The organism is Spelaeicoccus albus (assembly GCF_013409065.1).
Taxonomy (GTDB): Bacteria; Actinomycetota; Actinomycetes; order Actinomycetales; family Brevibacteriaceae; genus Spelaeicoccus; species Spelaeicoccus albus.
Genome location: NZ_JACBZP010000001.1, coordinates 3701260 through 3727162, shown reverse-complemented (window position 1 = coordinate 3727162; position 25903 = coordinate 3701260). Strand labels below are relative to the sequence as shown.

Here is a 25903-nt window from a genome sequence, read left to right as displayed (position 1 = left end):
GGTTGGAGCGAATTACCCCACCATGCCGACAGTGAACGGTGGGATACTGCCAGAGTGAACGAAATCGAATCTGCGGACGAAAAGACCAGACGCGCAGCACGACGCGGCCTGCTGTTGGCAGGAGGAAGTCTGGCGTTGGCTGCAGTCGCTGGATGCGCTCGCGAATCGGTGTCCAAGCCGTCGGGGACAAAAGGCTCGAAGCAGGAAATCCACGTTGATTTCGAGGACGGTGTGATCGGTAAGGTGTTCAGCGGGCACATCGGCGCGAAAACGTCGCCTGCGTATGCACAGACTGGGGGCTATGGCTGTCGCTTGGAGCCCATGCGCAAAAACAACAATCGCGCGGCGCTCGTGATCGATGATAAGCGCTTTGCGCGTAACTTGCCGTGGGCGTCATTCACCCTGAGTTTTCGGCTGGTGACACTGCCCCGGAGTTCCGACAAGTATATGAACCTCTTTGAGATCGGCAACACTGCCTCAAAGTCCCCTAAATCACAGTTCACTGTCTACTTCAAATATGGCAAACTTGTCTGCGATTTTAATTTCAGCGAGTCTGTCGAGATTGCTGCGATGCCTGATGTTGGCATATGGCACACGATAAGCGCCGTGGTCGGATATCGGGCACCCCGCTATCAGGCAAGCATACGATTCGATAATCATGCGCCAAAGAAGCTCGTGTCGAAAGCAAATAAGCGTGCCGAGTCTGTGCGCGCGTTGTGGATACACTATCCAACGGTGCCCGTGGACTACACGATGGATGTCGACGATATTCGGATGGCCACTTCAGATTCGCAGCCTAGTTTTCTGCCCGCGCCATAGGTCAAATTTTAAGTACTAGCCACCGCGCGTGGACGTCATTGCGTCCCGGACGGCTGCGAGTGCACGTGGTTGCTCTTGAAACCTGAAGTTGCAATCGTCGACGTCGAGGTCGAAGAGCGTGATTGCCCGAATCTGCGGATACTTACTTAGGACACGAGGGATGTCGGCGTACCACTGAGCAGTACGTTCAGGGTCTTGAGGATAGAGTACTGTGGCAGATTCGCTGATCATCATCGGTTTTCGTGCGTCGATTCCGTACTTGGCGCCAACGCGATGAATCCAGCGAAAGGTCTGCTTGATTGTCGAGCTGAACGTAGTCTCTTTTGTCGGACTCACGGCATTGCTCTGACAGCCGGAGTGGTTATAAGCTTCCCAGCTGATCCAATCGACGTACTTGTTGCCGGGCCACAGCTGTCCAGCGCGCTTGTAGGCGGGCTTCCAACCCATCATGACCCAAACCCATTTTACGTTGTCGACGCCGAGACGACGATACAAATGGTGGACGTGGCGCCAAGCTGAGACATAATCCGAAACGGTGCCTCGAGCCCGTTTTGCCGTCTGGTCAGGCTCATGGTCGAACGTAACGTAAACCGTTCCCGGCAACTCAGCGATTCCCTGGGCTTGCCGAGTCAGATCTGCATCGTAACGGCCTTGGGCTACGTCTTTCCATTTGATTGTGTTCTTGTCCGCGGCTGCGAAGTCTCGCGGGATGATTGAAATGTGTAGCTGGTGCCCCGACTGCGTGATCTTCTTTTCGTCGTGACTGGGTACGACTCCGTCGATGTCGTGATACGTGTAGACGAAGTCGAAACGCTGATCTAGGCGTTGTTCGAGGGTGTGGACATCCGACGCGGACCCATTCGGCACCGCGACTCCCCATTTCACTCGGCAAGAGTCTGAGTCGCATGCAGGGGACTGTGCTTGTGCGGTCGCGGTGGGGGACGCCGGCTTCGTGAGGTTCGTCGAACACGAAATCGTGGACAACATGCCGACGCATACGAGCGTAACGCCAATGAGCCTCCCCAGCCGATAGCCGTTGGGAAGGCGCGTGACGGTATTGCGCCAGCGGGAAGCCATATCTCGCATTCTATAGCCGCGTGAGTCAGCACTAATCACGCGCGGAACACTCTTGATCTACTTGCTCGAAACGAATGGATACTCGTTTCCGTGCTGGACGTACTCGACTGTGTGGAATTGCCGTTGCGAAAACGGCGTAAGCGCTAATAATGAACCATGTCGTCGGCCTGCAAAAGAGCGAGCCGCACTAATTGGTGAGGTCTCTCGATGAAGTGTTTTCGCGGCAACGGCACACGTAGGTACGTGATATTCCGGAGGCCCCGGATTATGCTCACGGTGCCGGCCGTTGCGTTGGCCCTCCTAGTGGCGGCAAGTGGCTGTTCTGCGCAACAAGGGCCGGGCCCCTCGGCTGCGACGGCGCCCTCTTCTGAGTCAACTCGCCCATCAACCGACTCTCCCGCTGCTGCCGGAAGTGCGACGAACTCCACACGTGACTCTCATGATCGGCAATCAGTTCGTACGCCGTCGTCCCAATCCAGCATGAAGTCGTCACAGGGGAAAGCGAGCAGTTCCAGCTCTGGTCGGGAGTCTCCTCCACCGGGGCTTCCGCCGGCTCACCCGAAATCGCAAAAATCGGTGCTTAAGAAACTTCCTGGAAGTACTGAGGCCGGCAAATGCGTCGCTGTTGGACCGAACAGCGACGTCACGTCCGGAACTGTCGCGATGGGAAACTTTCAGCGTGCGAAGAAGTTATATAAATCCCAATTCGCGAGTTCGCAGCAGCCGACAGTCAACTTCTATGTAATTCCAAGCAGCAGAGCGATGCCCGGACTTGAGATAAAGCTGACTCGGATCGGGGCCAAGGGGTCTGCCCACACGGTTCACTCAAGAGCGGTTCAAAAAGCAAATGTTTGGAAATACTACAGCGTACACATGGCAGTGCCTTCGCCGGGCAAATGGCGTTTGATGGTCAAGTCGGGTTCCGACAAGGGTTGCTTTGAAGTGTCGTTCCTCAAATGAAGTTCATCGGATCATTCGGAACGATCCTTACGGCAGTCCAGTTGCAACGGTCGGCCCTAGGCAAAGTCGAGACTTGTGAAAACCTTTCCGCTGGCATTCGAGACACGAGGATACCCCAATGAAAGCTCCAATCCGTGCACTTTTGGCAGCGATGTTATCCGCGATACTTGCCGCGTTTTTTCTGACTATAACCCCTGTAGGTTCTGCCCAGGCATCGCAACCGCCGGACCCTGGCCCGTCAAGTCGCACTATCCCGAATGATGTTCCGTCGACAAAAACGCCCCAGGTCAATAATGGTGACGTGCAGTCAATGTCCAAAGTCGGCAACTTGATTGTGATGGGTGGAGACTTCACGTCGGTCAACAACCAAACGTATAATCACGTAGCGGCGTTCAATGCCGATACTGGTGCACTATCCACATCGTTCAATCCATCTGTGAATGGCATAGTAAATGCGGTAGCACCCGGGCCTAACGATCATTCCGTCTACGTCGGCGGCAATTTTACGAAGATCGGAAATGTCAGCGTCACCGACTTGGCGCTTCTCGATCTAAGTTCGGGAACCATCGTCTCTGGCTGGACGACACCCAGCTTTAATTACGGGGAAGTGCGGGACCTCACCCTACGGGGCGACAGACTGTACGTTGGTGGGACATTTTCACGCGTGGGTGGACAGCCGCACGCTGGTTTAGCCTCTCTCGATGCCGATTCAGGTGCCGTGCAGTCATTCATGAACCTTCAAGTTTCTGGCCAGCACAACCCTGAAACGGTCGGTTGGGTCGGCGTCCGGCGTTTCGACGTCACGGCTGACGGTCACACAATGGTGGCGATTGGGAATTTCGCCCAGGTTGATGGTCTGCAACGCGATCAGATAGTGATGATCGACCTCACGGGTCAGTCAGCGACGGTCGACCAAAACTGGAACACGACCCGGTATCAACCGACGTGCTTCAGCTGGGCTTTCAGCGACACTGTGCGTGGCGTTTCATTTTCGCCCGACGGATCCTATTTCGTTGTGACTTCCACCGGAGGGGGTAACCCCGGTACGCTGTGCGACGCCGCTGCGAAATGGAAGACCGATGCCCAGGGTACCGACGTCCAGCCCACATGGATCGCGGAAACCGGGGGCGATAGCCTCCAAGGAGTTACTGTAACCGATGCGGCGATTTTCATCGGCGGACACGAGAGGTGGGGGAACGATCCACTTGGAGTGGATCATGCGTCCGCTGGTGCAGTCCCTAGGCCAGGGTTAGCGGCATTAGATCCGATAAGCGGGCGACCGCTGAGCTGGAATCCCGGGCGCGTGCCGTTGGGAGCCTGGGTGTACAACTTCTTGGCCACAAAAGATGGTATCTACCTTGGTTCCAATACAGACTGGATCGGCAACTATAAATATAAGCGCTCAAAAATAGCTTTCTTCCCCTACGACGGTGGATCGAAGTCGGCCTCCACCGCTACAGGTACGTTGCCGGGCTCCTTGTTCCTTGCAGGCACACAAGCAAAATCTGCTAATAGCAACGTGCTATATCGCGTGAATGCTGGAGGCCCCGCTATACAAGCTGTGGACAATGGCCCCGACTGGACCGCCGATACTGCGGCTACAAGTCCGAATCGGAATTCCGGTAGTAATTCGGCAACATATGATCCGGGCGCGGTGCTTGACTCCAGCGTTCCCTCCAGCACGCCGTCGGCTATTTTCGACAGCGAACGATGGGATCCTTCGGATGACCCGGAGATGCAATGGAATTTCCCAGTTGCTGCCGGCACCCCTGTTCAAGTCCGTGTTTATTTAGCCAATCGGTGTAGCTGTACTTCGGCGGCCGGCCAACGAGTGTTCAACGTCAGCCTTGATGGGCAGACGTGGCTCAACAATGAAGATCTTGTCGCTGACGTCGGAGACCAGACGGGAACGATGAAGTCGAAAGACATCACCGCTCCAGCAGACGGTGACGTGACGATCTCGTTTGGTCATGTTACGGAGAACCCTCTAGTCAGCGGCATCGAAATCGTGCGCACAGACCAGCAGGCGCCACCAGCTGGCAACGTAAACGGAGTTTCACGCGTCGAGTTTGACGGAACGACGGCGTCAACTCCTACCGACGTTGGCAATGGCGACATACCGTGGGGTCAGGCGCGTGGTGCATTTATGGTCGGTGACAAGGTCTTCTACGGCTCTACTGACAACTTTCTGCATTCGCGTACCTTCGACGGAGCCACGTGGGGCCCGGACGTGAAATATGATCCGTACCATGATCCCGCATGGGCCAACGTGCGCACAGGGGTCGGAACGACGACGTTTGACGGCGCGTATCCATCTCTATACGGCGAACTTCCGAATGTTACAGGAATGTTCTATAAGTCTGGCAAGCTCTACTATACGGAATTCGGCAATCCAAACTTGCAGTGGCGGTGGTTCTCACCTGATAGCGGCATCGTTGATGAGACACATGCGACTGTATCCAGCAGCGTCGACTTCAGCGATGCAGACGGAATGTTCTACTCCGGAGGCAAGCTCTATTACGTGACCAAGGCTGACGGGAACTTGCACGCCGTTGATTTTGCGGACGACGCCGTTACCGGAGAGTCGAGCGTTGTGAGCGGACCCGATAGCGACGGCGTGGACTGGCGAGCCCGTGCACTGTTCCTTTACAACGGTAGTCCTGCTGGCGCGCCGAATAGTGCTCCGTCGGCGGCGTTTACGTCGGATTGTCAGGGTAATGGGTGCGCGTTTGATGGGTCGGGGTCGAAGGATTCCGATGGGTCGATTGCTTCGTATTCGTGGGATTTCGGTGATGGGAAGACGGGCGAGGGCGTTACGCCGTCGCATAGTTATTCCGACGCTGGTACTTTCACGGTGAAGTTGACCGTCAAGGACAATGACGGTGCGACGGATACGGTGTCGCATGACGTGACGGTGTCGGCTCCGACTGCGAATACGTTGGGTTTTGTTGGTGCGGCGCATTCGGGGACGGGGTCGTCTACCCATAAGGAGTTGACGGTTCCTTCGGCGGCGTCTTCTGGTGACGTGATGCTGCTGACGTTTAGTGCTCCGTCTGGTATGACGACGACGGGGCCGAGCGGGGTGACCGGATGGACAGAGGTTGATTCGTTCGACAACGGGAATGTGTCCTCGACGGTGTGGAAGAAGACCGTCGCTGCTGGTGATGCTGGGGCCGAGGTGCGCATGGATTATGCGGCGTATCACAAGTCGGTGTTGTCGGTGGTCGTGTATTCCGGGGTTGATGCCAGCAAGCTTGATGGGCAGGCTGTTGCGCATGCCGGTGATAGCAGTACTACTGATCACACTACTCCGGCGCTTGATGCTGCGGCTGGGGACTGGGTTGTGTCGTATTGGGCAGACAAGTCTGGTTCGACGACTGCTTGGACGGCGCCGGCGGGGGTGAAGCAGCGTGATACCGCGGCTGGTACTGGCGGTGGTCATTATGCGATTTTGGCCGCGGATTCCGGGGGCCCGGTTTTGGATGGGGCCCAAGGAGGTCTGACTGCTACTACTGACGCCACTAGCAATCGAGCTGTGATGTGGACGATCCGACTCACACCAGCCGGAGAGCCGGCGCCGAATAGTGCTCCGTCGGCGGCGTTTACGTCGGATTGTCAGGGTAATGGGTGCGCGTTTGATGGGTCGGGGTCGAAGGATTCCGATGGGTCGATTGCTTCGTATTCGTGGGATTTCGGTGATGGGAAGACGGGCGAGGGCGTTACGCCGTCGCATAGTTATTCCGACGCTGGTACTTTCACGGTGAAGTTGACCGTCAAGGACAATGACGGTGCGACGGATACGGTGTCGCATGACGTGACGGTTTCGGCTCCGACTGCGAATACGTTGGGTTTTGTTGGTGCGGCGCATTCGGGGACGGGGTCGTCTACCCATAAGGAGTTGACGGTTCCTTCGGCGGCGTCTTCTGGTGACGTGATGCTGCTGACGTTTAGTGCTCCGTCTGGTATGACGACGACGGGGCCGAGCGGGGTGACCGGATGGACAGAGGTTGATTCGTTCGACAACGGGAATGTGTCCTCGACGGTGTGGAAGAAGACCGTCGCTGCTGGTGATGCTGGGGCCGAGGTGCGCATGGATTATGCGGCGTATCACAAGTCGGTGTTGTCGGTGGTCGTGTATTCCGGGGTTGATGCCAGCAAGCTTGATGGGCAGGCTGTTGCGCATGCCGGTGATAGCAGTACTACTGATCACACTACTCCGGCGCTTGATGCTGCGGCTGGGGACTGGGTTGTGTCGTATTGGGCAGACAAGTCTGGTTCGACGACTGCTTGGACGGCGCCGGCGGGGGTGAAGCAGCGTGATACCGCGGCTGGTACTGGCGGTGGTCATTATGCGATTTTGGCCGCGGATTCCGGGGGCCCGGTTTTGGATGGGGCCCAAGGAGGTCTGACTGCTACTACTGACGCCACTAGCAATCGAGCTGTGATGTGGACGATCCGACTCACACCCGCCGGATAGCGAACTCGAAAAAGGTTTGGATGGAACTAAATGACGTCGCTATTAGGTACGTCTGTTTTTTGTACGCGACTTGTTGGACTGTTGCCTGATCGCGTGATTCGGCGCCTGTATTATGCACGGAAATTCGGCCGATTGCCGCATCTAAAAAACCCAGAACTGTTTACTGAGCTAATACAAGTTCGCATGCTGAACGACCATTCAAAACAAATGGCATGGACATGCGATAAATTGAAAATGAAAGAATTCGCCCGCGAAAACACATCCAATGCTCGTATTCCAGAGACGCTTTGGTTCGGTGACAACCTTGCGGATCTTTGCAGTCGGAAACTACCTTTGAAGTGGGTTCTCAAGCCGAATCACAGGAGCCAGGCAGTCTACTTCGGCGAGGGTGCGCCAGATCTCGTTCAGCTTGCAAAGAGTACGAGGGGATGGCTGCGTGTTTATGAAAGAGCATACTTCGGCGAGTGGGCATACCGCGAGGCTAAAAAATGCTTTCTCGTTGAAGAACACCTTGGGAACGGCCAGGTGATTAACGACTACAAATTTTACGTTTTCGGCGGAGTTCCTCGGCTGATTCAAGTAGATAGCGATCGCTTCTCTGGCCACCAACGCCGATTTTATACTACGGAATGGCAACCGTTAGATTATACGAACGTTTTCCCGATGGCTTCGGTCCAAGAAGCACCCGGTGGGCTCAGTAAAATGCTGGCTGCTGCTGCCGACCTTGGCCGCACTTTCGACTTCATTCGGGTTGATCTCTACGAAGTTCATGGAACGGTATATTTCGGTGAAATCACGCCGTATCCGGAAGGTGGCATGAAACCGTTTGAGCCCCATTCGCTGGATAGTGAATTAGGCGGGCTGTGGGAGCGCGCCGCATCGTCAACACCCCAATGAATTCTGAGCGGGCGGCTCTCGGCGCACCTGAGTCCAGCGCATCTGTTGCATAGATGTGAATAAACACTCTTAAGCGTGTATATTCATACGTATGAGTTTTTCCGTTGCCGTGTCGGGCGCCACCGGCTATGCCGGGGGAGAAGCGCTGCGCCTTGCCGCCGGCCACCCCGAGCTCGATGTGCGCACCGTCACTGCCAACTCCAATGCCGGCTCGCTGCTCGGTGAACACCAGCCGCACCTGCGCCGATACGCCAACATGCAGCTCCAGGGCACCACTGCGGGCAACCTAGCGGGCCACGACGTCATCTTCCTGGCGCTGCCGCATGGTGCGTCCGGTGCCATCGCAGCCGAACTCGAGGCCACGAGCCCGGGCAGCCTCATCGTCGACCTCGGCGCCGATCATCGCTTGGTCGATGCCGCTAGCTGGGCCAAGTTCTACGGCCAGGGCCTACCGAAAAGTCACCACCCCGGCAGCTGGGCCTACGGTCTGCCCGAACTCGTGCTTCCCGCCGGCAAACAACGCGAGACGCTCGCCGGCGCGACGCGCCTGGCCGTGCCCGGCTGCAACGTCACTGCCGTCACCGTCGCCGTGGCCCCGCTGTTGGCCGCCGGCGCAATCGACCCTGCGGACCTCGTTGCCGTCCTCGCCAACGGCCCGTCCGGCGCCGGCAAGTCCGCCAAAACTCACCTGCTGGCCTCCGAAATTCTTGGCTCGGCCAGCCCCTACGGCGTTGGCGGCGTGCACCGCCACCAGCCCGAGATCGAACAAAACCTCAACTGGTCCATCGGCGCCGACCCGGCGTCCGGCCCCATCAGACTCTCGTTCACCCCCACCCTCGTGCCCATGGCCCGCGGCATCCTCGCCACCATCAGCGCCAAGATCACGGCCGGGACCGACCCGGTCGCACTCCGAGCCGCCCTCACGGACGCCTACGCCGACGAGGCATTCGTCTCCGTGCTGCCCGACGGCCAGTGGCCCTCCACTGCCTGGACGCTCGGGGCCAACAGCGCCCTCATCCAACTGGCCGTCGACGAGCGCGCCGGCCGCGTCGTCGTCACGTCCGCCATCGACAATCTCGTCAAGGGCACCGCCGGCCAGGCCATCCAAGCCGTCAACATCGCTCTCGGCATCCCCGAAACCACAGGCCTTTCCACCCAAGGAGTCGCACCATGAGCGTCACCACCCCGCACGGCTTCCGCGCCGCCGGCGTCACCGCCGGATTGAAACCCAGCGGCAAACCCGACCTGGCGCTCGTCGTCAACGACGGACCGAGCCACAACGCCGCCGCCGTCTACACCGGCAACCGCTGCAAGGCCAACCCCGTGCTCTGGAGCGAACAAGTCTCCGCCGACGGCATCGTGCACGCCGTCGTCCTGAACTCCGGCGGCGCCAACTGCTACACCGGCCAGGCCGGATTCCAAACCACGCACCGCACCGCCGAAGCCGTCGCCGAGGAACTGGGCATCTCGGCGTCCGACGTCGTCGTCTGCTCGACCGGTCTGATCGGCGCGCCGCTGCCCGAGGACAAATTGCTTCCCGGAGTCGCCACCGCGGCCGGCCGGCTCTCCGCGGACGGCGGCGACGACGCGGCCGGGGCCATCATCACCACCGACACGCACGCCAAAACCGTCGAGCTCGCGGGGGAGGGGTACTCGGTTGGCGGCATGGCCAAGGGCGCCGGCATGCTCGCCCCGGGCCTGGCCACCATGCTGGTCGTGCTCACCACCGACGCCGACGTCGACGCCGCCACCCTCGACGGCGCCCTGCGTACTGCCTGCGCGCAGACATTCGACCGTCTGGACACCGACGGCTGCATGTCCACCAACGACACGGTCGTGCTGATGGCCTCCGGCGCCTCCGGCATCACCCCGGACGCCGCCGACCTCACCGCACTCGTCACCGAGGCCTGCGCGCAGCTCACCGCGCAACTGCACACCGACGCCGAAGGCGCCCACCACGACATCGCCATCACCACCCGGGGCGCCGCCACCGAGACCGACGCCGTCACGGCGTCCCGCGCCGTCGCCCGCTCGAACCTGTTCAAGGCCGCCGTGTTCGGCAACGACCCCAACTGGGGACGCGTGCTGGCCGCCATCGGCACCACGGACGCCGCATTCACCCCCGCCGAAGTCGACGTCGCCGTCAACGACGTGTGGGTGTGCAAAGCCGGCACGCCGCACGCCGACCCGGCCACCGTCGACCTCACCCCGCGCGCCGTCAGCGTGACGATCGACCTGCACGCCGGGAGCAGCGACGCCACAATCTGGACATCCGACCTGACCCACGACTACGTCGAAGAGAACAGCGCATACTCGACATGAGCATTTCCGCCCGCCTAGAGATGGCCCAGTCCAAGGCCGCCGTCCTCGTCGAAGCCCTGCCGTGGCTGGAACAGTTCCAGGGCGCCACCGTCGTCGTGAAATACGGCGGCAACGCCATGCAAAGCGATGAACTCAAACAAGCGTTCGCCGACGACATCCTGTTTCTGCGCTACGCCGGACTGCGGCCCATCGTCGTGCACGGCGGCGGCCCGCAGATCTCCCGGATGCTGGAAAAGCTCGGCATCGAATCCGAATTCCGCGGCGGCCTGCGCGTGACGACCGCCGAGGCCATGGACGTCGTCCGGATGGTGCTCACCGGCCAGGTCGGCCGCGAACTCGTCGGCCGTATCAACTCCCGCGGCGCGCACGCAGTGGGACTGTCCGGCGAAGACGCCGCCTTGCTGCAGGCCCGCCGCACTACCGCCGAAGTCGACGGCGACGTCGTCGACCTGGGCCTCGTCGGCGAGGTCGTCGGCGTCAACCGGCAAGCCGTCGACGACCTGCTCGACGCCGGCCGGATCCCCGTCATCTCGTCCATCGCGCCGGACATCGACGGCCCGGCCGGGCAGGTGCTCAACGTCAACGCGGACGCCGCCGCAGCAGCCGTCGCTGCCGAACTCGGCGCCGAGAAACTCGTCGTCCTCACCGACGTCGAAGGCCTCTACGCCAACTGGCCCGACACCGACTCGCTCATCTCCGTGATCGGAGTGACCGACCTCGAAGGCATGCTGCCCACCCTCGCCTCCGGCATGATCCCAAAGATGCAAGCCGCGCTGAAAGCCGTGCGCGGCGGCGTCAAGCAGGCGCACATCGTCGACGGCCGGCTCGCCCATTCGATCTTGCTCGAGGTGTTCACCTCGGAGGGCATCGGCACCATGGTGCTGCCCGACGACGACGTGGAACCGTACGAAAGGAAACTGCAGTGACCGCCGAACTCGACTCGCTCACCCACCCGGCCGGCACCCCCGACTCGGCCGCCCGCTGGCTCGACCGCTACTCCGGCTCGCTGCTGAACGTGTTCGGCACGCCCCAGCGCGTACTCGTGCGCGGCCAGGGTGCCTACGTGTGGGACGACCAGGGACGCCGTTACCTCGACCTGCTCGGCGGTATCGCCGTCAACGCGCTCGGCCACGCCCACCCGTTCGTCACGTCGGTCATCTCCAGCCAGCTGACGACGCTCGGCCACGTGTCCAACTTCTTCACCAGCCCCACCCAGGTGGCCCTTGCCGAACGCCTCCTTCAAATCAGCGGCGCCCCGACGGGGTCCAAGGTGTTCTTCGCCAACTCGGGCACCGAAGCCAACGAGGCCGCATTCAAACTGGCGCGCGCCCACGGAAAAGCCGACCCGTCCGGACGCCGCACGCGAATCCTGGCGCTCGACGGCGCCTTCCACGGCCGGACCATGGGCGCCCTGGCACTGACGGCCAAGCAGGCCTATCGGGAACCGTTCGAACCGCTGCCCGGCGGCGTCGAGCACATCGCCTTCAACGACACAGATGCGCTCGCGGACGCTCTCGACGACACGGTGGCCGCGCTCGTGATCGAACCGATCCAAGGGGAGGCCGGCGTCCGGCCCCTCAGCCCGGAATACCTCCGCACGGCACGCGAACTGACCCGCGCGGCCGGTGTGCTGCTCATCGTCGACGAAGTGCAGACCGGCATCGGGCGCACCGGCAGCTGGTTCGCCTATCCGGGAATTCTGGGCAGCGGCGCCGACCTGCCCGACGCCATCACCTTGGCCAAGGGGCTCGGCAGCGGATTCCCGATCGGCGCCATGATCACGCTGGGCGCCGGCCCGTCGTCCACGCTCACGCCGGGCCAACACGGCACCACATTCGGCGGCAACCCGGTCGCCTCGGCCGCCGCTCTTGCCACGCTGCACGCGCTCGAGTCGGACGGCGTCATCGAAAACGCCGCCCGCGTCGGCAGCTACCTGGCGGACAAACTGGCCCGGCTCGACCACGTGACGGCAGTGCGCGGCCGCGGACTGCTCATCGCCTTCGACCTGGACGCCCCGGCGTCCGGCGCGCTCGTCGCTCGCGGCCTCGACGCCGGCTTCATCGTCAACGCGCCCGGCCCGGCCACCATTCGCCTGGCCCCGCCGCTGATTGTGACGACTGAGCAGGCCGACGAATTCCTTGCCGCGCTGCCCGCGCTGCTCGAGGGCGCCGTCGCTGACACGAAACCCGCCGACACTGCCGAAGGAGCCTGACCCATGACCAGACACTTCCTGCGCGACGACGACCTCGCACCCGGCGAACTGATCGAGGTGCTCGACCTGGCCGCCGAGCTCAAAGCCGACCGGTTCAGCGCCAAGCCCCTGGCCGGCCCGCAAACCGTTGCCGTGTTCTTCGACAAAACGTCCACGCGCACGCGCATCTCGTTCGCCACCGGCATCGCCGATCTGGGCGGATCGCCGCTCATCATCGACTCCGGCGCCTCGCAACTCGGGCACAAGGAATCCATCGCCGACACGGCACACGTGCTCGAACGACAAGTCGCGGCGATCGTGTGGCGCACCTACGCGCAGTCCGGATTGGAGGAGATGGCCGACAACTCGTCCGTGCCCGTCGTCAACGCCCTGTCCGACGACTTCCACCCGTGCCAACTGCTCGCCGACCTGCTGACCATCCGCGAACACCGCGGCAACGACAGCGCCGGAGGCCTGGCCGGATTGACGTTGTCGTACTTCGGCGACGGCGCCAACAACATGGCCCACTCGTACGCCCTGGCCGGAGCCAACGCCGGCATGCACGTGCGCATTGCCGCCCCCGAGGGCTACCACCCGGACGCCGGCATCCTTGCCGACGCCGAAGATCTCGCCGCCCGCACCGGCGGATCCGTGAGCGTGACGACCGACCCGGCGTCCGCGGCGTCCGGCGCTGACGCGCTGGTCACCGACACGTGGGTGTCGATGGGGCAGGACTCGGCGGGCCGCGCCGGCGGCGAATCGCCGTTCGCGCCCTACCAGGTCAACGCCGCACGGCTTGCCGAATCGGCGGACGCCATCGTGCTGCACTGCCTGCCGGCCTACCGCGGCAGCGAAATCACTGCCGACGTGCTCGACGGGCCGAACTCGGTCATTTGGGACGAAGCCGAGAACCGGCTGCACGCGCAGAAAGGACTGCTGGCATGGCTGCTCGCGAAACGTTGACGCCGCCGACCAAGACGGCCCGGCACCGGCTGATCGTCGACATCATCACCCGCGGACGCGTGCGCAGTCAGGCCGAACTCGCCGAACTGCTTGCGGCGGACGGCGTGAGCGTCACCCAAGCGACCCTCTCCCGCGACCTCGTCGACCTGCGCGCCGTCAAGGTGCGGGCCGCCGACGGCACGCTCAGCTACGCCGTGCCGGGGGAGGGCGGCGACCAGAGCCCGCAAAACGACAGGAACCAAGAACTCCTGGACTCCCGTCTGGCCCGGCTCTGCGAAGAACTGATCGTCTCGGCCGACTCGTCGGCCAATATGACAGTGCTGCGCACGCCGCCCGGCGCCGCGCAGTTCCTGGCCTCGGCCATCGACCATTCGCAGGTCCCCGACCTGCTCGGTACCATCGCAGGAGACGATACGGTGCTGGTCATCGCCCGTGACCCAAACGGCGGCGAAGCGCTGGCAGGCCGTTTTCTGACACTTGCCTCAACTAAAGGAGAAATCTCGTGACCGATCGTGTCGTACTCGCCTATTCCGGCGGACTGGATACGTCAGTGGCCATCGGCTGGATCGCGGAAGCGACCGGCTCCGAGGTCGTCGCCATGGCCTGCGACGTGGGGCAGGGCGGTGAAGACCTGGACGTCGTCCGGCAGCGCGCCCTCGACTGCGGCGCCGTCGAAGCGTACGTAGCCGATGCCCGCGACGAATTCGCGGCCGACTACTGCATGCCCGCGCTGAAGACGAACGCGCTGTACATGGACAGGTACCCGAACGTGTCGGCCATTTCGCGGCCCGTCATCGTCAAGCACCTGGTCAAGGCCGCCCGGCAGTTCGGCGCCACCACAGTTGCGCACGGCTGCACCGGCAAGGGCAACGACCAGGTGCGGTTCGAGGTCGGCATCACGTCGCTGGCCCCGGACATGAAGTGCATCGCCCCGGTTCGCGACCTCGCCCTGACCCGCGACAAGGCCATCGACTACGCCGAGCGCAACAACCTGCCGATCGTCACGACGAAGGAGAACCCGTTCTCCATCGACCAGAACGTGTGGGGCCGCGCCGTCGAGACCGGGTTCCTGGAGGACATCTGGAACGAGCCCACCAAGGACGTCTACGACTACACCGACGATCCGACGTTCCCGCCGGTCGCCGATGAAGTGACCATCACCTTCCAGCGCGGCGTGCCGGTGAAACTCGACGGGCAGGAAGTCACTCCGTTGCAGGCCATCGAAGAGATGAACCGCCGGGCCGGCCGGCAGGGCATCGGCCGGATCGACATCGTCGAAGATCGCCTGGTCGGCATCAAGAGCCGCGAGGTGTACGAAGCGCCCGGCGCCATGGCGCTGATCGCCGCACATCAGGAGCTGGAGAACGTGACGGTCGAACGCGAGCAGGCCCGGTTCAAGCGGACCGTCGAACAGCGCTGGACCGAACTGGTCTACGACGGCCAGTGGTTCTCGCCGCTGAAGAAGTCCCTCGACACGTTCATCGACGACACGCAAAAGTACGTCAGCGGAGAAATCCGGATGGTGCTGCACGGCGGCCGGGCCACCGTGACCGGACGCCGGTCGGAGTCGTCGCTCTACGACTTCAACCTGGCCACCTACGACACGGGCGACGCTTTCGACCAGACCAGCGCTCGCGGGTTCATCGACATCTACGGCCTGTCCAGCAAGTTGGCCGCCGCCCGGGATGAGAAGTTCGGCAACGGCCCCCAGCTGTAGCGCCGTACCCCCGCCCACTTCGCCCGCCTCCCACTCTCGGCGGGAGGAACGTTCATCAGCCGATCAGAAAGCGACACGTCGAATGACCGAGAACCCGGAAAACGCCGGACCGGAGCGTCTGAGCCTGTGGGGCGGCCGGTTCGCCGGCGGCCCGGCCGATGCGCTGGCCCACTTGAGCAAGTCCACGGACTTCGACTGGCGGCTGGCCCGGTACGACATTGCCGGATCACGCGCTCATGCCCGGGTGCTGCACCGGGCCGGCCTCCTCACGGACGACGAGCTGAACGGCATGATCGGCGCGCTCGACGGACTCGAGGCCGATGTGGAATCCGGGGCGTTCGTCGCGGCGGAGTCCGACGAGGACGTGCACTCGGCGCTCGAACGCGGACTGATCGACAGGGCAGGGCCGGAGCTGGGCGGGAAGCTGCGTGCCGGCCGCTCGCGCAATGACCAGATCGCCACGCTCGGACGGATGTACCTGCGCGACCACGCACGATCGATCGGCACGCTGCTGGTCGACGTCGTCGCAGCGCTCGAAGCGCAGGCCAGCGAGCACCTCGGCGTCCCGATGCCCGGCCGTACCCATCTGCAGCATGCGCAGCCGGTATTGCTCAGCCACCACCTCTTGGCACACGCGTGGACACTGATCCGCGACCTCGACCGGTTGAAGGACTGGGACGCCCGAGCAGGGGTGTCGCCCTACGGGTCCGGGGCGCTCGCCGGGTCGTCGCTCGGGCTCGATCCGGAGGCGGTTGCGGCCGAGCTCGGGTTCAACTCGTCGGCCGAGAACTCGATCGACGGCACGGCGGCGCGCGACGTGTTCGCCGAATTCTCGTTCGTCACAGCCATGATCGCCGTCGACCTGTCCAGAATGGCCGAAGAGGTCATCCTGTGGGCGACCAAGGAATTCTCGTTTGTCACTCTCGACGACTCGTATTCCACCGGGTCGTCCATCATGCCCCAAAAGAAGAATCCGGACGTCGCGGAACTCGCCCGCGGCAAGGCGGGTCGCCTGATCGGCGACCTGACCGGGCTGATGAGCACGCTGAAAGGATTGCCGCTCGCGTACAACCGTGACCTGCAAGAGGACAAAGAGCCCGTGTTCGACGCGGTCGACACCCTCGAAGTGCTGCTTCCGGCGTTCTCGGGCATGATGGCGACGCTTACGTTCAACACGCAGAAGATGACGGAGTTGGCGCCGCAGGGATTCGCGCTCGCAACGGACATCGCCGAGTGGTTGGTCCGTCAAGGAGTGCCGTTCCGGCAGGCGCACGAACTGTCCGGCGAGGCAGTGCAGCTCTGCGAAGAACGGGGAGTGGAGCTGTGGGACCTGTCCGATGATGACTTCGCCGGCATCTCGCCGCACCTGACGCCCGCCGTTCGCGAGGTGCTGACGACGGAAGGCTCGCTGGCCTCGCGGAACGCCAAGGGCGGAACGGCGCCGGACGCCGTCCGGCATCAACTCGATAACCTGCGTGCCGAGATAGCCGGCGCCCAAAGCTGGGTGCACAGCTAACCTCGGCAAGCTAGCCCGCCCGCCGCCCGTCGCCGATCACGTATGGGCGGTAGAGCGTGGGCTTAGTCTCGCCGGAATCGTTCAGCAGCAGTCTTCAAGTCCGGAATCGTGCTGGCCGGTGAGTGCTGAGACGGGACTCGTGCAGGTGTCGCCCTTCCACGCTTCGATACCTTCTTTGATAGCGAATCCAGCGATGATGAGAGCGGCGACAGGGTCAGCCCACGTCCAGCCAAAAAGTGCATTCACGACTAAGCCGGCCAGCACAGCGGCTGAGAGATAGGCGCAAATCAGTGTTTGTTTGGAGTCGGCGATGGCCGATGTGGATCCGAGCTCGGCGCCAGTGCGTCGTTCGAGGAGGCTGAGAAGCGGCATGACAGCAAGGCTCATGGCGGTGAGAACTATACCGACCAGGCTTTGGTCGGCATCCCGGAGACCGAGCAGCGATAGTCCTGAATCGATCAGTACATACGCGGCGAGAGCGAAGAATGACAGCGCAATAACTCGTAGCGCGGCCTTTTCGCGTGTTTCGGGGTCCGGGGCGGCGAATTGCCAGGCGATCGCCGCGGCGGACAAAACCTCAACTATCGAATCCAACCCAAAACCAACGAGGGCGACCGACGATGCAACAGCTCCGGCTGCAATGGCCACAACGGCTTCCACAACGTTGTAACTGATCGTGATGGCTACGATCCAACGAATACGCCGTTGGAGAGTCCGAGTCCGCTCATCGGTGTCGCCAGGGGCGGTAGCACTATCGGACGGGCTCATGGTCCCACTCCACAGCACAGTGGCACATCGCATTCCTTATCAGTGCATCCGGAGTCGTCGTCGACGGCGAGCACAACGTCAACCAACGCTGCGAGTGCTCGTGTGAGGTGTGGATCAGCAATTTCGTACCGCGTCTGGCGGCCCTCTGGTACGGCGGCGACGATGCCGCAGCCTCGCAAGCATGTCAAATGATTCGACACGTTGGAGCGAGTCAGGCCCAAGTCGCGGGCGATAGCCGCCGGATAGTCGGGCTCGTCAAGCAGGCGCATGAGAATCCGGGAGCGTGTCGGATCGGCCATCGCCCGGCCCAAACGATTCATGACATCCAGTCGAGAGGCCATAGTCAGCATACGCCGACCATACAGCGGCCGCTGTACTATCATCAAGGAGTCCAAAATCCGCAACCCCAAACAGCATGCGATTGTCTCCGCTCGACGAGGATTCCGTAACGGGAACCGTGAATGGCGACGGGCTGTTGACGCTTTAAACGCGACACAACTCCAGCACGTAGGTAAGTCCGGCACCCATCGTGACTAGATTATCGAGCTGAGGCTGGACGGTGAGAAGGACCGGTAGCCCATGGCCAGGCGAGCGTACGTCGCGAGCTTCGTACATACTTGCGTGATGGCAATCGTTCGACTCAACCCCGAGAAGCTGCACGCAACGGCTGGGTACGCTCACGTCACGCTCGTTGACGCCGGCCGGCTGGCCGTCCTTGCCGGGCAGTGCCCGCTGGACCACTGCGGAAACCTCGTCGGCCGTGGCGACGTTCTCGGCCAGGTCGATCAGATTGCCACTAATGTCACCGAGACTCTGGCGGCCGCGGGGACCAGCGCCGACCACGTCATTCGATCGGTGATCTACGTGGTGAGCGACGATCCCGACGTACTCGCAAGTGTCTGGGATCGTCTCACTGCCTCGAGCATTGGCGCGGCGTTTACAACTGCCGGCACGTTGCTGGGAGTGGCAGCCCTCGGCTACCGAGATCAACTTGTCGAAGTCGACCTAACTGCCGCTTTGCCCTGATCCACTCTCTCCACGAGTCTGCGCGCAAGTGGACCGACTGGGACTCGTTTCGTCCTAACCGCGCGGTGTGCTGTTGAGTTGGTCGAGGAGGGATCCGAGGGTGTCGAGCTGTCGCGGAGACAGCGGCGAGAAGGACTCTGCAAATACCTCATCGGCGACGTCGCTCCCTTTACCCAGCAGCTCGTGACCTTTCGGGGTGATGTGGTGACGGACGGCGCGGCCGGGCCGGTCGAGGGGTGTGTCCGTTTAACGGTGTAAGCGGCGTTTTATTTTATTGGTTCGGATTATGTGGGACGCGTTGCGGAGACTATTCACGGTGCGCCGGTCCAATCTGTTCGAGGCGGGATCGTGCGAATGTGCCTGGTTGGTCGCCCGCTGCAGTTGGGACGGTTGCGCTTGCTCGGGGAGGGTGCGATTAGGATGTTCGCTCGTGTAGGAGTCTTGTCAGGAGCCAACGTAGCCGGCGGCGGAGTTGGGCCGGATCGTCAACGAGCCCGTTGATGTGCCTCATGGCTAAGCCGTCGAGAAACGACACGATGGTGAACGTGGCCGGCTCGACATCCACTCGGTCGATCCGGCCCTCATTCGCGAGAACCAGCAGCCAATGGGTCACGGTGTCGTTCAGAACCGAGTACGCGCTCTGCATCAAGCCAGCGAACGACCCATTGGAGTCGTCGCTTCCGGCATCGCGCAGCTGCAACCACAGTTCGAGACTGGCCTTCCTGGTCTCGTCGATGAGTAGGTACTGGTCAAGACATTCGGCCAGGCGATCCAGCGCCGGCCGCGAGCGGTCGAAGATGTCTCCATCGGCCGGGCCTCCGGCGGACATCTCACGGACAACGGCGACCGCGAGAGCGTCCTGTGTCGGAAAGTAATGACGCAATGTTGTCGCTCCGATGCCTGTGGCCGCGGCGACTCGTCGCACACTCAGCGCGCCGATGCCTTCCTTCTCCGCAAGCTCTATAGCAGCCTGCACGATCTCGTCGCGTCGCGCCATCAGTCAAGCCTCTCGTTCGCAGTTCTATCTTGCGCCTAGTGTTAGTACGGTGTACCGTACAGCGTACTAGTCGAGAGGAACGAAGTCCATGCGTGCGAATGGGAACATCGGCTGTCTGCTCCTCGTCATCAGTGCTACCGGCAGCGTCCGTCGGCGGCTCACGCAGAAAAACCACCACAACGCGTCGACGGTTGATGCCGACCGAGCAACACCAGACCAGTGCGAACTACGCGAAAGGAATGACCGTGCAAAAGTACAAGATCGGAGACGAAGTAGGCGTGACGGAAGGCCCCATGCAAGGGATCTTTGGGATCGTGGTCGGCTTCTACAAGAAGCGCAACCAATACATCGTCCGCTTTAGCGGCGTCCAGCAGGCTTACTACGACGAGTCACAGCTCTACCCCTGGCATTGGAAGAACAAGACCGAACGTGAGGTGAAGCGGCAATGAGTAGCCAGGACACAGTTACCGTCCTTATTGAGATTCACGCGAAATGCGGACAGGAGCAGGAAGCCCGTGACGCTCTGCTCCGCGCCATCCAGACTTCCGACAAGCCGGGCCTTGTCGGGTCCACCGAGTATGCGGATCTGGGCGACCGCGGTACCTTCTACGCCATCCAGGTTTGGGAGAATGCACGCGCCTTCCACGCTCACATGGAGGACGCCGCCAGGGCCGGCATGAGCCAGGCTATCCAGGTCCTGCGAGAGCAACCCAAGATCGCGCTACTATCGCACCTCTCACAACCAGCCTGAAACCATGATCGCGTGCAGACGCGCGACTCGGCAGAGTCCCTGATCTCGCATGCGAAGTAGAAGTCGTGTGATCGAAGCGCCCCACATAGGGATCGTCGAGCGGGGACCGTTTCATTGGGCCAGCGTGCAAGCGCCCAAAGGCGGGGGCACAGCTAACCTCCTTGTCCGGCTGCCATTGATGAATCGGCCCTGTAAGCTCGTGGTTCATAGCAGTCGAGACCCGGAGGGGACGAGCATGCTGAAGAAGACGTTGATGAGCCCCGATCTGGCGCGCGCAGCCCGCGCACTATCGCAGGTGTCGGCCAAGAACATCGCCGACAGCGCGGGTATGTCCAAGCGCCAACTCCATGAGTACGAACGCGGCCGCCAGGGCCTCGACGAGGAAGAGCTCCGTCGCCTCCGCCGGACTCTGGAGGAATTCGGTATTCGGTTCGTCCCCGAAGACGACGACGGCGGTTACGGGGTGCGGCAGAAGTTCAACTCCCGTAAGGTCCGGGCCTTGGAGCAGTGGGAAGACGAAGGCGGGCCCGCTTATGACGACGACATCTGAGTGAAGCGTCGGCCTGCGGGCATACTGTTGAAGCATGACTTCGACTGACATTCGCTTTTACTTTGACCCGGTGTGCCCGTTCTGCTGGCTGACGAGTAAATGGATCCGGATGGTGCAGGCCGAGCGCGGTCTGACGGTTGAGTGGCGATTCATTTCGCTGCGGCTGATCAACTCGCACATCGATTACGACGCGCACTTCCCGCCGGAGTACGAGGCCGGGCACACGGCCGGATTGCGGCTGCTGCGGGTAGCCGCTCGGGCGCGCGCCGAGCACGGCCCGCAGTCACTGGACGCGCTGCAGGCCGCCCTCGGGGCGCACATCTTCGATACGCCACCCGCCGAGGTCACCGACGAAAAGGAGCACCGGGAGCGACGCGGCACTCGGGAATTCGTTGAGCCGATACTGGTCGAGGCGGGTCTGCCCGCCAGCCTGGCCGATGCTCTCGACGACAAAGCCTGGGACGCCGAGATTCGCGCCGACGGTGATGAGGCGCTCAAACTGACCGGCAAAGACGTCGGCACTCCGATCATTCACTTCGAACCACCGGACGGCGTCGCGTTCTTCGGCCCGGTGATCAGCCGGCTTCCCGACAAGGATGCCGCCGTCGAACTGTGGGACCACGTGGTGGGGCTCGCCCGATTCCCCGGATTCTCCGAAATGAAGCGCAGCCTGCGAGAGCGACCGCAGCTGGTGGGGTTCGGCGTGCAGCCCGGCGCGACCGGAAAGGAAGAAGACTGGCACGCCGGCAGCCGCCGTCAGAAGAAATGAGAGTAGGGCCGAGCGCGCCGGTGAGCATCGACGCTCGGTCAGCTGTCGAAAACCGACCAGCAAATGTCGTTGCGGAGTCGCTGATCGTCGAGCACGAGCTCGCGCACGGCGTCCGGAAGCTGGTCGCGCTGCCACCGGCACTCACGCCGTCCGGCGGCCCCGGCATCGTCCGGCGTCGCAGCCTGCGCCGCCTTGATCGCATAGGCGGCGGCGCCGAGATCATGGGCGGCGACGTGCGCGACGGCGCCGGCCTGGCCTGCGGCGTAGGCGGCAAACCGGGGCGCCCCGCGCAGGTTCCTGGCTGCACCCATTGCATGTCCGCCGGCCGCGCGAGCTTGCATCATCTTGACCTCGCCGCGCACCCATGCACGGCTGTAATTGATCGCTTGGCGAGGACGGGGATCGTGCGGCCGGGCGGACTCGAACAGTTCGAGAACGTGTTCGGCGCAGGACGCCGCCCACAACGCGAGGAGCTGATGGTCCGCGTCGGTGAGGGTTCCGCCGCGGCGGATCGTCACCAAGCGCGGATCGCGAGTCTTCGAAAAGATCATGATCGGACGCTCCCAAGAGTATGTAAGCGGCGGGTATGCGCTAGTGGTGGAGGCGCCTGCGGAGCCGGGCGCTGATTTCGACGTCGTGGGGGAGGCGTCGCAGCTCACCGGCGCTGATTTCGACGCTTTGCTTCTGAGCGCTTTGCTGCAAGTCTCGCCAGTGGGCAGTGGCCATCTCTCCCTCGGTACGGGTGCCAAATGGCTCGTCCGGCCCTACGACTGCGCGGGCGGTGTCGACGATTTCTTGCTCGGTCGTATGGGCCCACACATTAGACGGGCCGGACGAGGTCCAGCCCCTGTCGTTCAGGAGTAGCGCTCGACGACCGCCGGCAAGTTCGAGTTCATGGCGTGCCGATATCGAGACAGTTGACTGGTTTGCGCCGTCGTCGAAATCGACGAACGTCACCAAGCGCATCGCCGGAGCAGCCATGCATTCAGTATGGCCCGTCAAGCGCGACCTGCGTGAATGAAGCTGGGGATGCAAGACGGGTGCCATTTTCAGAAGTCGAGCGCAGAACCAGCCCTGTAAGCATAGGGCCTGACTTCCGTGAGCTTGACCGCATACTACTTACCGTCTCAGTGACGGATTCCCAATGGAGATGGCGGTACGCTCGGAGCGAGACTCGGCGACGAAATCCGGCAGCCTGGTGGGTGTCCGCACGATCGAAGCCATCCCACGCCTGGGACGACCTGCGGCCGGCTCTGTTACGGGTACGATGGCGAAACCGGACGGCCGACGAGCGCTGTTTTCGTGGGTTGGTTGTGCGAATCTCGCCAGATCACCACCGTGCGGTCGGACGCGTGACCGAAAATCCGGGGGCCGTCGGACTTCTTCGGCTTGCCGATGAGGGGAAGCGACGGGGTGGTGATGGCGTTGCTGCCGGTGACGACGATTGCGGGGCCGCCCGGTAGACCTTTCGGTATCGATACGGCGATATCGGCATTTGGCCCCTCGCGTGCTTCCCTCCCGGAACCATCTTGAGCAGGACTACCGAAAACAGTCGCCTTACCGGGTCGGATGACGGCAACACCTGAACGAGTCCGCGACTCGGTTTCCCCGGTTTTTTCGTTGTAATAATCGACGTTGTACACGATTGTTTGCGACACGTATCCGGTCCCGCCGGCGAACCGGACGGGTTCCGGAGCGTCGAAATAGACGAGTTGCTGACTGGCTGCCTCGACGTTGAGGGGCGAACTACCCGCCGTCGTTGTTGCCTCAATGACGGGGGAAAGCGCCGCTTTGGCTTCAGAACGCTTCCACAGGTCCGCGTGCAGGCCCTTCGTGAGTAGCGACGACGTATATTCCGTCCCCCGATTGCTCGTGGTTGTCAGGAAATGGCCAAATTTCGGAGAGTCTTCACCACTTCCGACGGCGACAATGCCGTTATGCACTTTCAGTGGTGCCTTGTTCTTATCCGAAATCGCGGTGACGTCATCGCGTACGAGATAGTACGCATTCGCACCCTTCCGTAACCCCTCAATGGAATCGAGCGGGATTTGGATAACCGTGTTGGCAAATGAGAGCCCGGAGAACTCGTAGCCGTAGTCCACATCGCTATCCCAGTGCCCGTCCGGATGGCGACGCACTTTCGCTGAGCTGTAGATGCCGTCGTGTGAATCGGAAGCACTGGTATACGCGAAGATGGCGAAATCGGACTTGCCATCGGCTCCGTAGGACCCGCGCCCTGCCCACAAGAGCCAATAACGTCGACCGTCATCGCGGCGAAGCCTTTCGGCAGCATCGTGGATGAACTGCGAGTCGTTCGCCAGACTTCCTCGCGGCGTCCAACCTTCTGCGCCATACCGCGTGCCCTGCGGCAAAACGCCATCGGCCAGCGGATCGCTGGGAATACGAGACCACGGATGCCACACAAGAAGAGCAGCGACCAAAGCCGCGACGGTCAGCGCAGCGACCCCTGCCCGTCGTTTCCGCAGCCCACGCCGCGGTTCGGTCCCCGCTCCGCTCTGAGACCCGAACATCTGGCCCATGCTAGCAAGTACGAGCGATTAAACAGGGTAAATGAGCTCGCGAATCGCAAATAGGCCACTGTCACGTCGAATCACCAATGATCATCGCCTGATAAGAGCGTCGGGCGCCGACGTCGGTGCCGTGAATTAGCCTTGTCCACATGTCGAAGAGACGGTACTGGGTATTGGTGGTCTCGCGCGACCACGCCAATCGCGGAGTCGCGGGCGGATTTGTGATGGCCAACCACGGTAAGCGAGCACCGCTGGCGCGGATGTCGCGTGGCGACGGCCTCTTCATCTATTCGCCGACTGATACGTACCCCGGCGGCCGGCCGCTCCGCGCGATCACCTTCGTCGGGGAGGTCACCGGCGACGAGCCGGAACCCAGCGAGGTCATTGCCGGTGGGTATTGTCGCCGGGCACACCTTCGCGAGATTGAGCCGCTTCCTCTTTCGCGGGTGCGCGAGTACTTACCTGCGTCTCGCCTGCGATTCGGCTTCTTCGAACTCGATAAGGAGAACTCAGAGGCGATTCACGAGCTACTCGCGTCATGACGTGCGGCCCTGCTTCCGGTGTGCCCGGCGACACAGTGGACAGCGATCGGGCAGCGCGGCACGATTGATATCCACTGATGGTTGGAGAAGCCGATGAAAGTCATTCGCGTGATAGCCGATCTGCCGGTTCCTGAAATTGACGATGCGAGAAACTTCTATGGGGATTTCCTCGGCCTCGACGAGCAGAGCCTCGGCCTCGACTGGGTCACCCGCTTCGTGGTGCCGGAATCCGGCGAGCAGCTTCAAGTTGTTTCGCGTGACGCGACGGCACCCGAGAACCCGCTGCTCACAGTCAAGGTCGACGACGTCGACGAGGCTTATGCGTCGGCCGAAAGTCGCGGCTACGAGATCGTGCACCCGCTGACGACCGAGCCGTGGGGAATCCGCCGCTTCTTCGTCCGGGCTCCCGACGGGACAGTGCTCAACATTGCCCAGCATCACGATCCGAGCCCCACTGTCGGTGCGAGCTGATACATCTATTCGCATGACTCGTGAACCGATAACCCTGGGCGCCGACCGGATCACCGGCCGCGGTGGCACGCTTAATCCATTCTTGATCCTCAAGGACGCGGCCGGCTTCATCACGTTCGCGGAAGATGTCTTCGACGGCGAAGAAGTCGCTCGGGCCCGGACGCCGACCCCGGATGGACTGCTCATCCACGCGGAGGTGCGTGTTGGCAACTCACTATTACTCCTGGCCGACCCGCAAGAGGGGTGGCGGCCGCGTCCGGGAATGCTACAAGTCTGGACATCGGACGCCGAGAAGCTGGCCAGTCGTGCCGTTGATCGGGCAGCAACGATCGTGACCCCGCCGACTCCGTTTTACGGCTCGGTGACTCTGGCCCGCATCGAGGACCCCTGGGGCAACCTTTGGTGGGTGTATCAGCCGGTGCCGGGGCAACCGGACCCGAAGCCGGCGTGGGAAGGCGGGTCGGACATTGTCTTTCGCACACTCGATGAGCACCTTCGCTTCGACCGCTCGTGAATGACGCGATATAAATTAATACGTAATGTATTAAATGAATGCTAT

The 25903-nt window shown here is 62.1% G+C and carries 26 protein-coding genes; 19 read left to right on the top strand and 7 right to left on the bottom strand.

What is annotated here, in order from left to right; genetic code table 11:
- Nucleotides 1-54 precede the first annotated feature (54 nt).
- On the top strand, nt 55-819 hold the full coding sequence (locus BJY26_RS17265) for a hypothetical protein (RefSeq protein WP_179429418.1): 765 nt from the start codon (nt 55-57) through the stop codon (nt 817-819).
- Nucleotides 820-834: 15 nt separating this feature from the next.
- On the opposite strand, the gene BJY26_RS17260 is transcribed toward BJY26_RS17265, so the two are convergent.
- Nucleotides 835-1704: a glycoside hydrolase family 26 protein gene (locus BJY26_RS17260; RefSeq protein ID WP_179429417.1), complete on the bottom strand. Its 870-nt coding sequence runs from the start codon at nt 1702-1704 to the stop codon at nt 835-837.
- A 1270-nt stretch (nt 1705-2974) separates the two neighbouring features.
- Here BJY26_RS17260 and BJY26_RS17255 point away from each other — a divergent pair.
- The 10 genes from BJY26_RS17255 (at nt 2975) to argH (ending at nt 16939) form a co-directional block, all read left to right on the top strand.
- Nucleotides 2975-7333, top strand: coding sequence for a PKD domain-containing protein (locus tag BJY26_RS17255; RefSeq protein WP_179429416.1), 4359 nt, complete (start codon nt 2975-2977; stop codon nt 7331-7333).
- A 183-nt stretch (nt 7334-7516) separates the two neighbouring features.
- On the top strand, nt 7517-8230 hold the full coding sequence (locus BJY26_RS17250; RefSeq protein ID WP_179429415.1) for an ATP-grasp fold amidoligase family protein: 714 nt from the start codon (nt 7517-7519) through the stop codon (nt 8228-8230).
- A 91-nt stretch (nt 8231-8321) separates the two neighbouring features.
- Nucleotides 8322-9404: an N-acetyl-gamma-glutamyl-phosphate reductase gene (gene argC, locus BJY26_RS17245; protein WP_179429414.1), complete on the top strand. Its 1083-nt coding sequence runs from the start codon at nt 8322-8324 to the stop codon at nt 9402-9404.
- Nucleotides 9401-10552 (top strand): bifunctional glutamate N-acetyltransferase/amino-acid acetyltransferase ArgJ, encoded by a 1152-nt coding sequence (gene argJ / locus BJY26_RS17240; RefSeq protein ID WP_179429413.1) that lies wholly within the window; start codon nt 9401-9403, stop codon nt 10550-10552. The genes argC and argJ overlap by 4 nt, the downstream gene beginning before the upstream one ends.
- A complete protein-coding gene (gene argB, locus BJY26_RS17235; RefSeq protein WP_218852480.1) occupies nt 10549-11478 on the top strand; it encodes an acetylglutamate kinase in 930 nt (309 codons plus the stop codon). The genes argJ and argB overlap by 4 nt, the downstream gene beginning before the upstream one ends.
- The gene (locus BJY26_RS17230) at nt 11475-12764 is read left to right on the top strand and encodes an acetylornithine transaminase (RefSeq protein WP_179429412.1); all 1290 of its coding nucleotides are present in this window, start codon (nt 11475-11477) and stop codon (nt 12762-12764) included. The genes argB and BJY26_RS17230 overlap by 4 nt, the downstream gene beginning before the upstream one ends.
- 3 nt (nt 12765-12767) lie before the next feature.
- Nucleotides 12768-13706 (top strand): ornithine carbamoyltransferase, encoded by a 939-nt coding sequence (gene argF / locus BJY26_RS17225; RefSeq protein WP_179429411.1) that lies wholly within the window; start codon nt 12768-12770, stop codon nt 13704-13706.
- Nucleotides 13685-14212, top strand: a complete 528-nt coding sequence (locus BJY26_RS17220; RefSeq protein ID WP_179429410.1) for an arginine repressor — start codon at nt 13685-13687, stop codon at nt 14210-14212. Before argF ends, BJY26_RS17220 begins: the two co-directional genes overlap by 22 nt.
- Complete coding sequence (locus BJY26_RS17215) at nt 14209-15423, top strand: argininosuccinate synthase (protein ID WP_179429409.1); 1215 nt, start codon at nt 14209-14211, stop codon at nt 15421-15423. Before BJY26_RS17220 ends, BJY26_RS17215 begins: the two co-directional genes overlap by 4 nt.
- Before the next feature lie 82 nt (nt 15424-15505).
- Nucleotides 15506-16939, top strand: a complete 1434-nt coding sequence (gene argH / locus BJY26_RS17210) for an argininosuccinate lyase (RefSeq protein WP_179429408.1) — start codon at nt 15506-15508, stop codon at nt 16937-16939.
- An 81-nt stretch (nt 16940-17020) separates the two neighbouring features.
- On the opposite strand, the gene BJY26_RS17205 is transcribed toward argH, so the two are convergent.
- Both BJY26_RS17205 and cmtR read right to left on the bottom strand, forming a co-directional pair.
- Complete coding sequence (locus BJY26_RS17205) at nt 17021-17707, bottom strand: cation efflux transmembrane domain-containing protein (RefSeq protein ID WP_179429407.1); 687 nt, start codon at nt 17705-17707, stop codon at nt 17021-17023.
- The gene (gene cmtR, locus BJY26_RS17200) at nt 17704-18057 is read right to left on the bottom strand and encodes a Cd(II)/Pb(II)-sensing metalloregulatory transcriptional regulator CmtR (protein WP_179430046.1); all 354 of its coding nucleotides are present in this window, start codon (nt 18055-18057) and stop codon (nt 17704-17706) included. Before cmtR ends, BJY26_RS17205 begins: the two co-directional genes overlap by 4 nt.
- A gap of 274 nt (nt 18058-18331) precedes the next feature.
- On the opposite strand from cmtR, the gene BJY26_RS17195 reads away from it, so the two are divergent.
- Nucleotides 18332-18733 carry a RidA family protein gene (locus tag BJY26_RS17195; RefSeq protein WP_179429406.1) on the top strand — a complete coding sequence of 134 codons (402 nt, stop codon included), beginning with the start codon at nt 18332-18334 and terminating at the stop codon, nt 18731-18733.
- 415 nt (nt 18734-19148) lie between these two features.
- Here the strand turns inward: BJY26_RS17195 and BJY26_RS17190 are convergent, their stop codons facing one another.
- Entirely contained in the window at nt 19149-19730 is a 582-nt protein-coding gene (locus BJY26_RS17190) for a TetR/AcrR family transcriptional regulator (protein ID WP_179429405.1), read from the bottom strand.
- A gap of 194 nt (nt 19731-19924) precedes the next feature.
- Between BJY26_RS17190 and BJY26_RS17185 the strand changes: the two genes are divergently transcribed.
- The 4 genes from BJY26_RS17185 (at nt 19925) to BJY26_RS17170 (ending at nt 21800) form a co-directional block, all read left to right on the top strand.
- Nucleotides 19925-20179: a KOW domain-containing RNA-binding protein gene (locus BJY26_RS17185; RefSeq protein WP_244953913.1), complete on the top strand. Its 255-nt coding sequence runs from the start codon at nt 19925-19927 to the stop codon at nt 20177-20179.
- On the top strand, nt 20176-20481 hold the full coding sequence (locus BJY26_RS17180) for a putative quinol monooxygenase (RefSeq protein WP_179429404.1): 306 nt from the start codon (nt 20176-20178) through the stop codon (nt 20479-20481). The genes BJY26_RS17185 and BJY26_RS17180 overlap by 4 nt, the downstream gene beginning before the upstream one ends.
- A gap of 235 nt (nt 20482-20716) precedes the next feature.
- Nucleotides 20717-21031: a helix-turn-helix domain-containing protein gene (locus BJY26_RS17175; RefSeq protein ID WP_179429403.1), complete on the top strand. Its 315-nt coding sequence runs from the start codon at nt 20717-20719 to the stop codon at nt 21029-21031.
- Between the two features lie 34 nt (nt 21032-21065).
- Nucleotides 21066-21800, top strand: a complete 735-nt coding sequence (locus BJY26_RS17170; protein WP_179429402.1) for a DsbA family protein — start codon at nt 21066-21068, stop codon at nt 21798-21800.
- 38 nt (nt 21801-21838) lie between these two features.
- Here BJY26_RS17170 and BJY26_RS17165 read toward each other — a convergent pair whose 3' ends face one another.
- From BJY26_RS17165 to BJY26_RS17155, 3 genes are all read right to left on the bottom strand, one after another.
- Nucleotides 21839-22351, bottom strand: coding sequence for a putative immunity protein (locus BJY26_RS17165; protein ID WP_179429401.1), 513 nt, complete (start codon nt 22349-22351; stop codon nt 21839-21841).
- Nucleotides 22352-22391: 40 nt separating this feature from the next.
- Nucleotides 22392-22781 carry a hypothetical protein gene (locus BJY26_RS17160; RefSeq protein ID WP_179429400.1) on the bottom strand — a complete coding sequence of 130 codons (390 nt, stop codon included), beginning with the start codon at nt 22779-22781 and terminating at the stop codon, nt 22392-22394.
- A gap of 275 nt (nt 22782-23056) precedes the next feature.
- Nucleotides 23057-24331, bottom strand: coding sequence for a hypothetical protein (locus BJY26_RS17155; RefSeq protein WP_179429399.1), 1275 nt, complete (start codon nt 24329-24331; stop codon nt 23057-23059).
- A gap of 149 nt (nt 24332-24480) precedes the next feature.
- On the opposite strand from BJY26_RS17155, the gene BJY26_RS17150 reads away from it, so the two are divergent.
- The 3 genes from BJY26_RS17150 (at nt 24481) to BJY26_RS17140 (ending at nt 25858) form a co-directional block, all read left to right on the top strand.
- Nucleotides 24481-24873, top strand: a complete 393-nt coding sequence (locus tag BJY26_RS17150; RefSeq protein WP_179429398.1) for an EVE domain-containing protein — start codon at nt 24481-24483, stop codon at nt 24871-24873.
- Between the two features lie 93 nt (nt 24874-24966).
- Nucleotides 24967-25344 (top strand): VOC family protein, encoded by a 378-nt coding sequence (locus BJY26_RS17145; protein ID WP_179429397.1) that lies wholly within the window; start codon nt 24967-24969, stop codon nt 25342-25344.
- 13 nt (nt 25345-25357) lie between these two features.
- A complete protein-coding gene (locus BJY26_RS17140; protein WP_179429396.1) occupies nt 25358-25858 on the top strand; it encodes a VOC family protein in 501 nt (166 codons plus the stop codon).
- Nucleotides 25859-25903 lie beyond the last annotated feature (45 nt).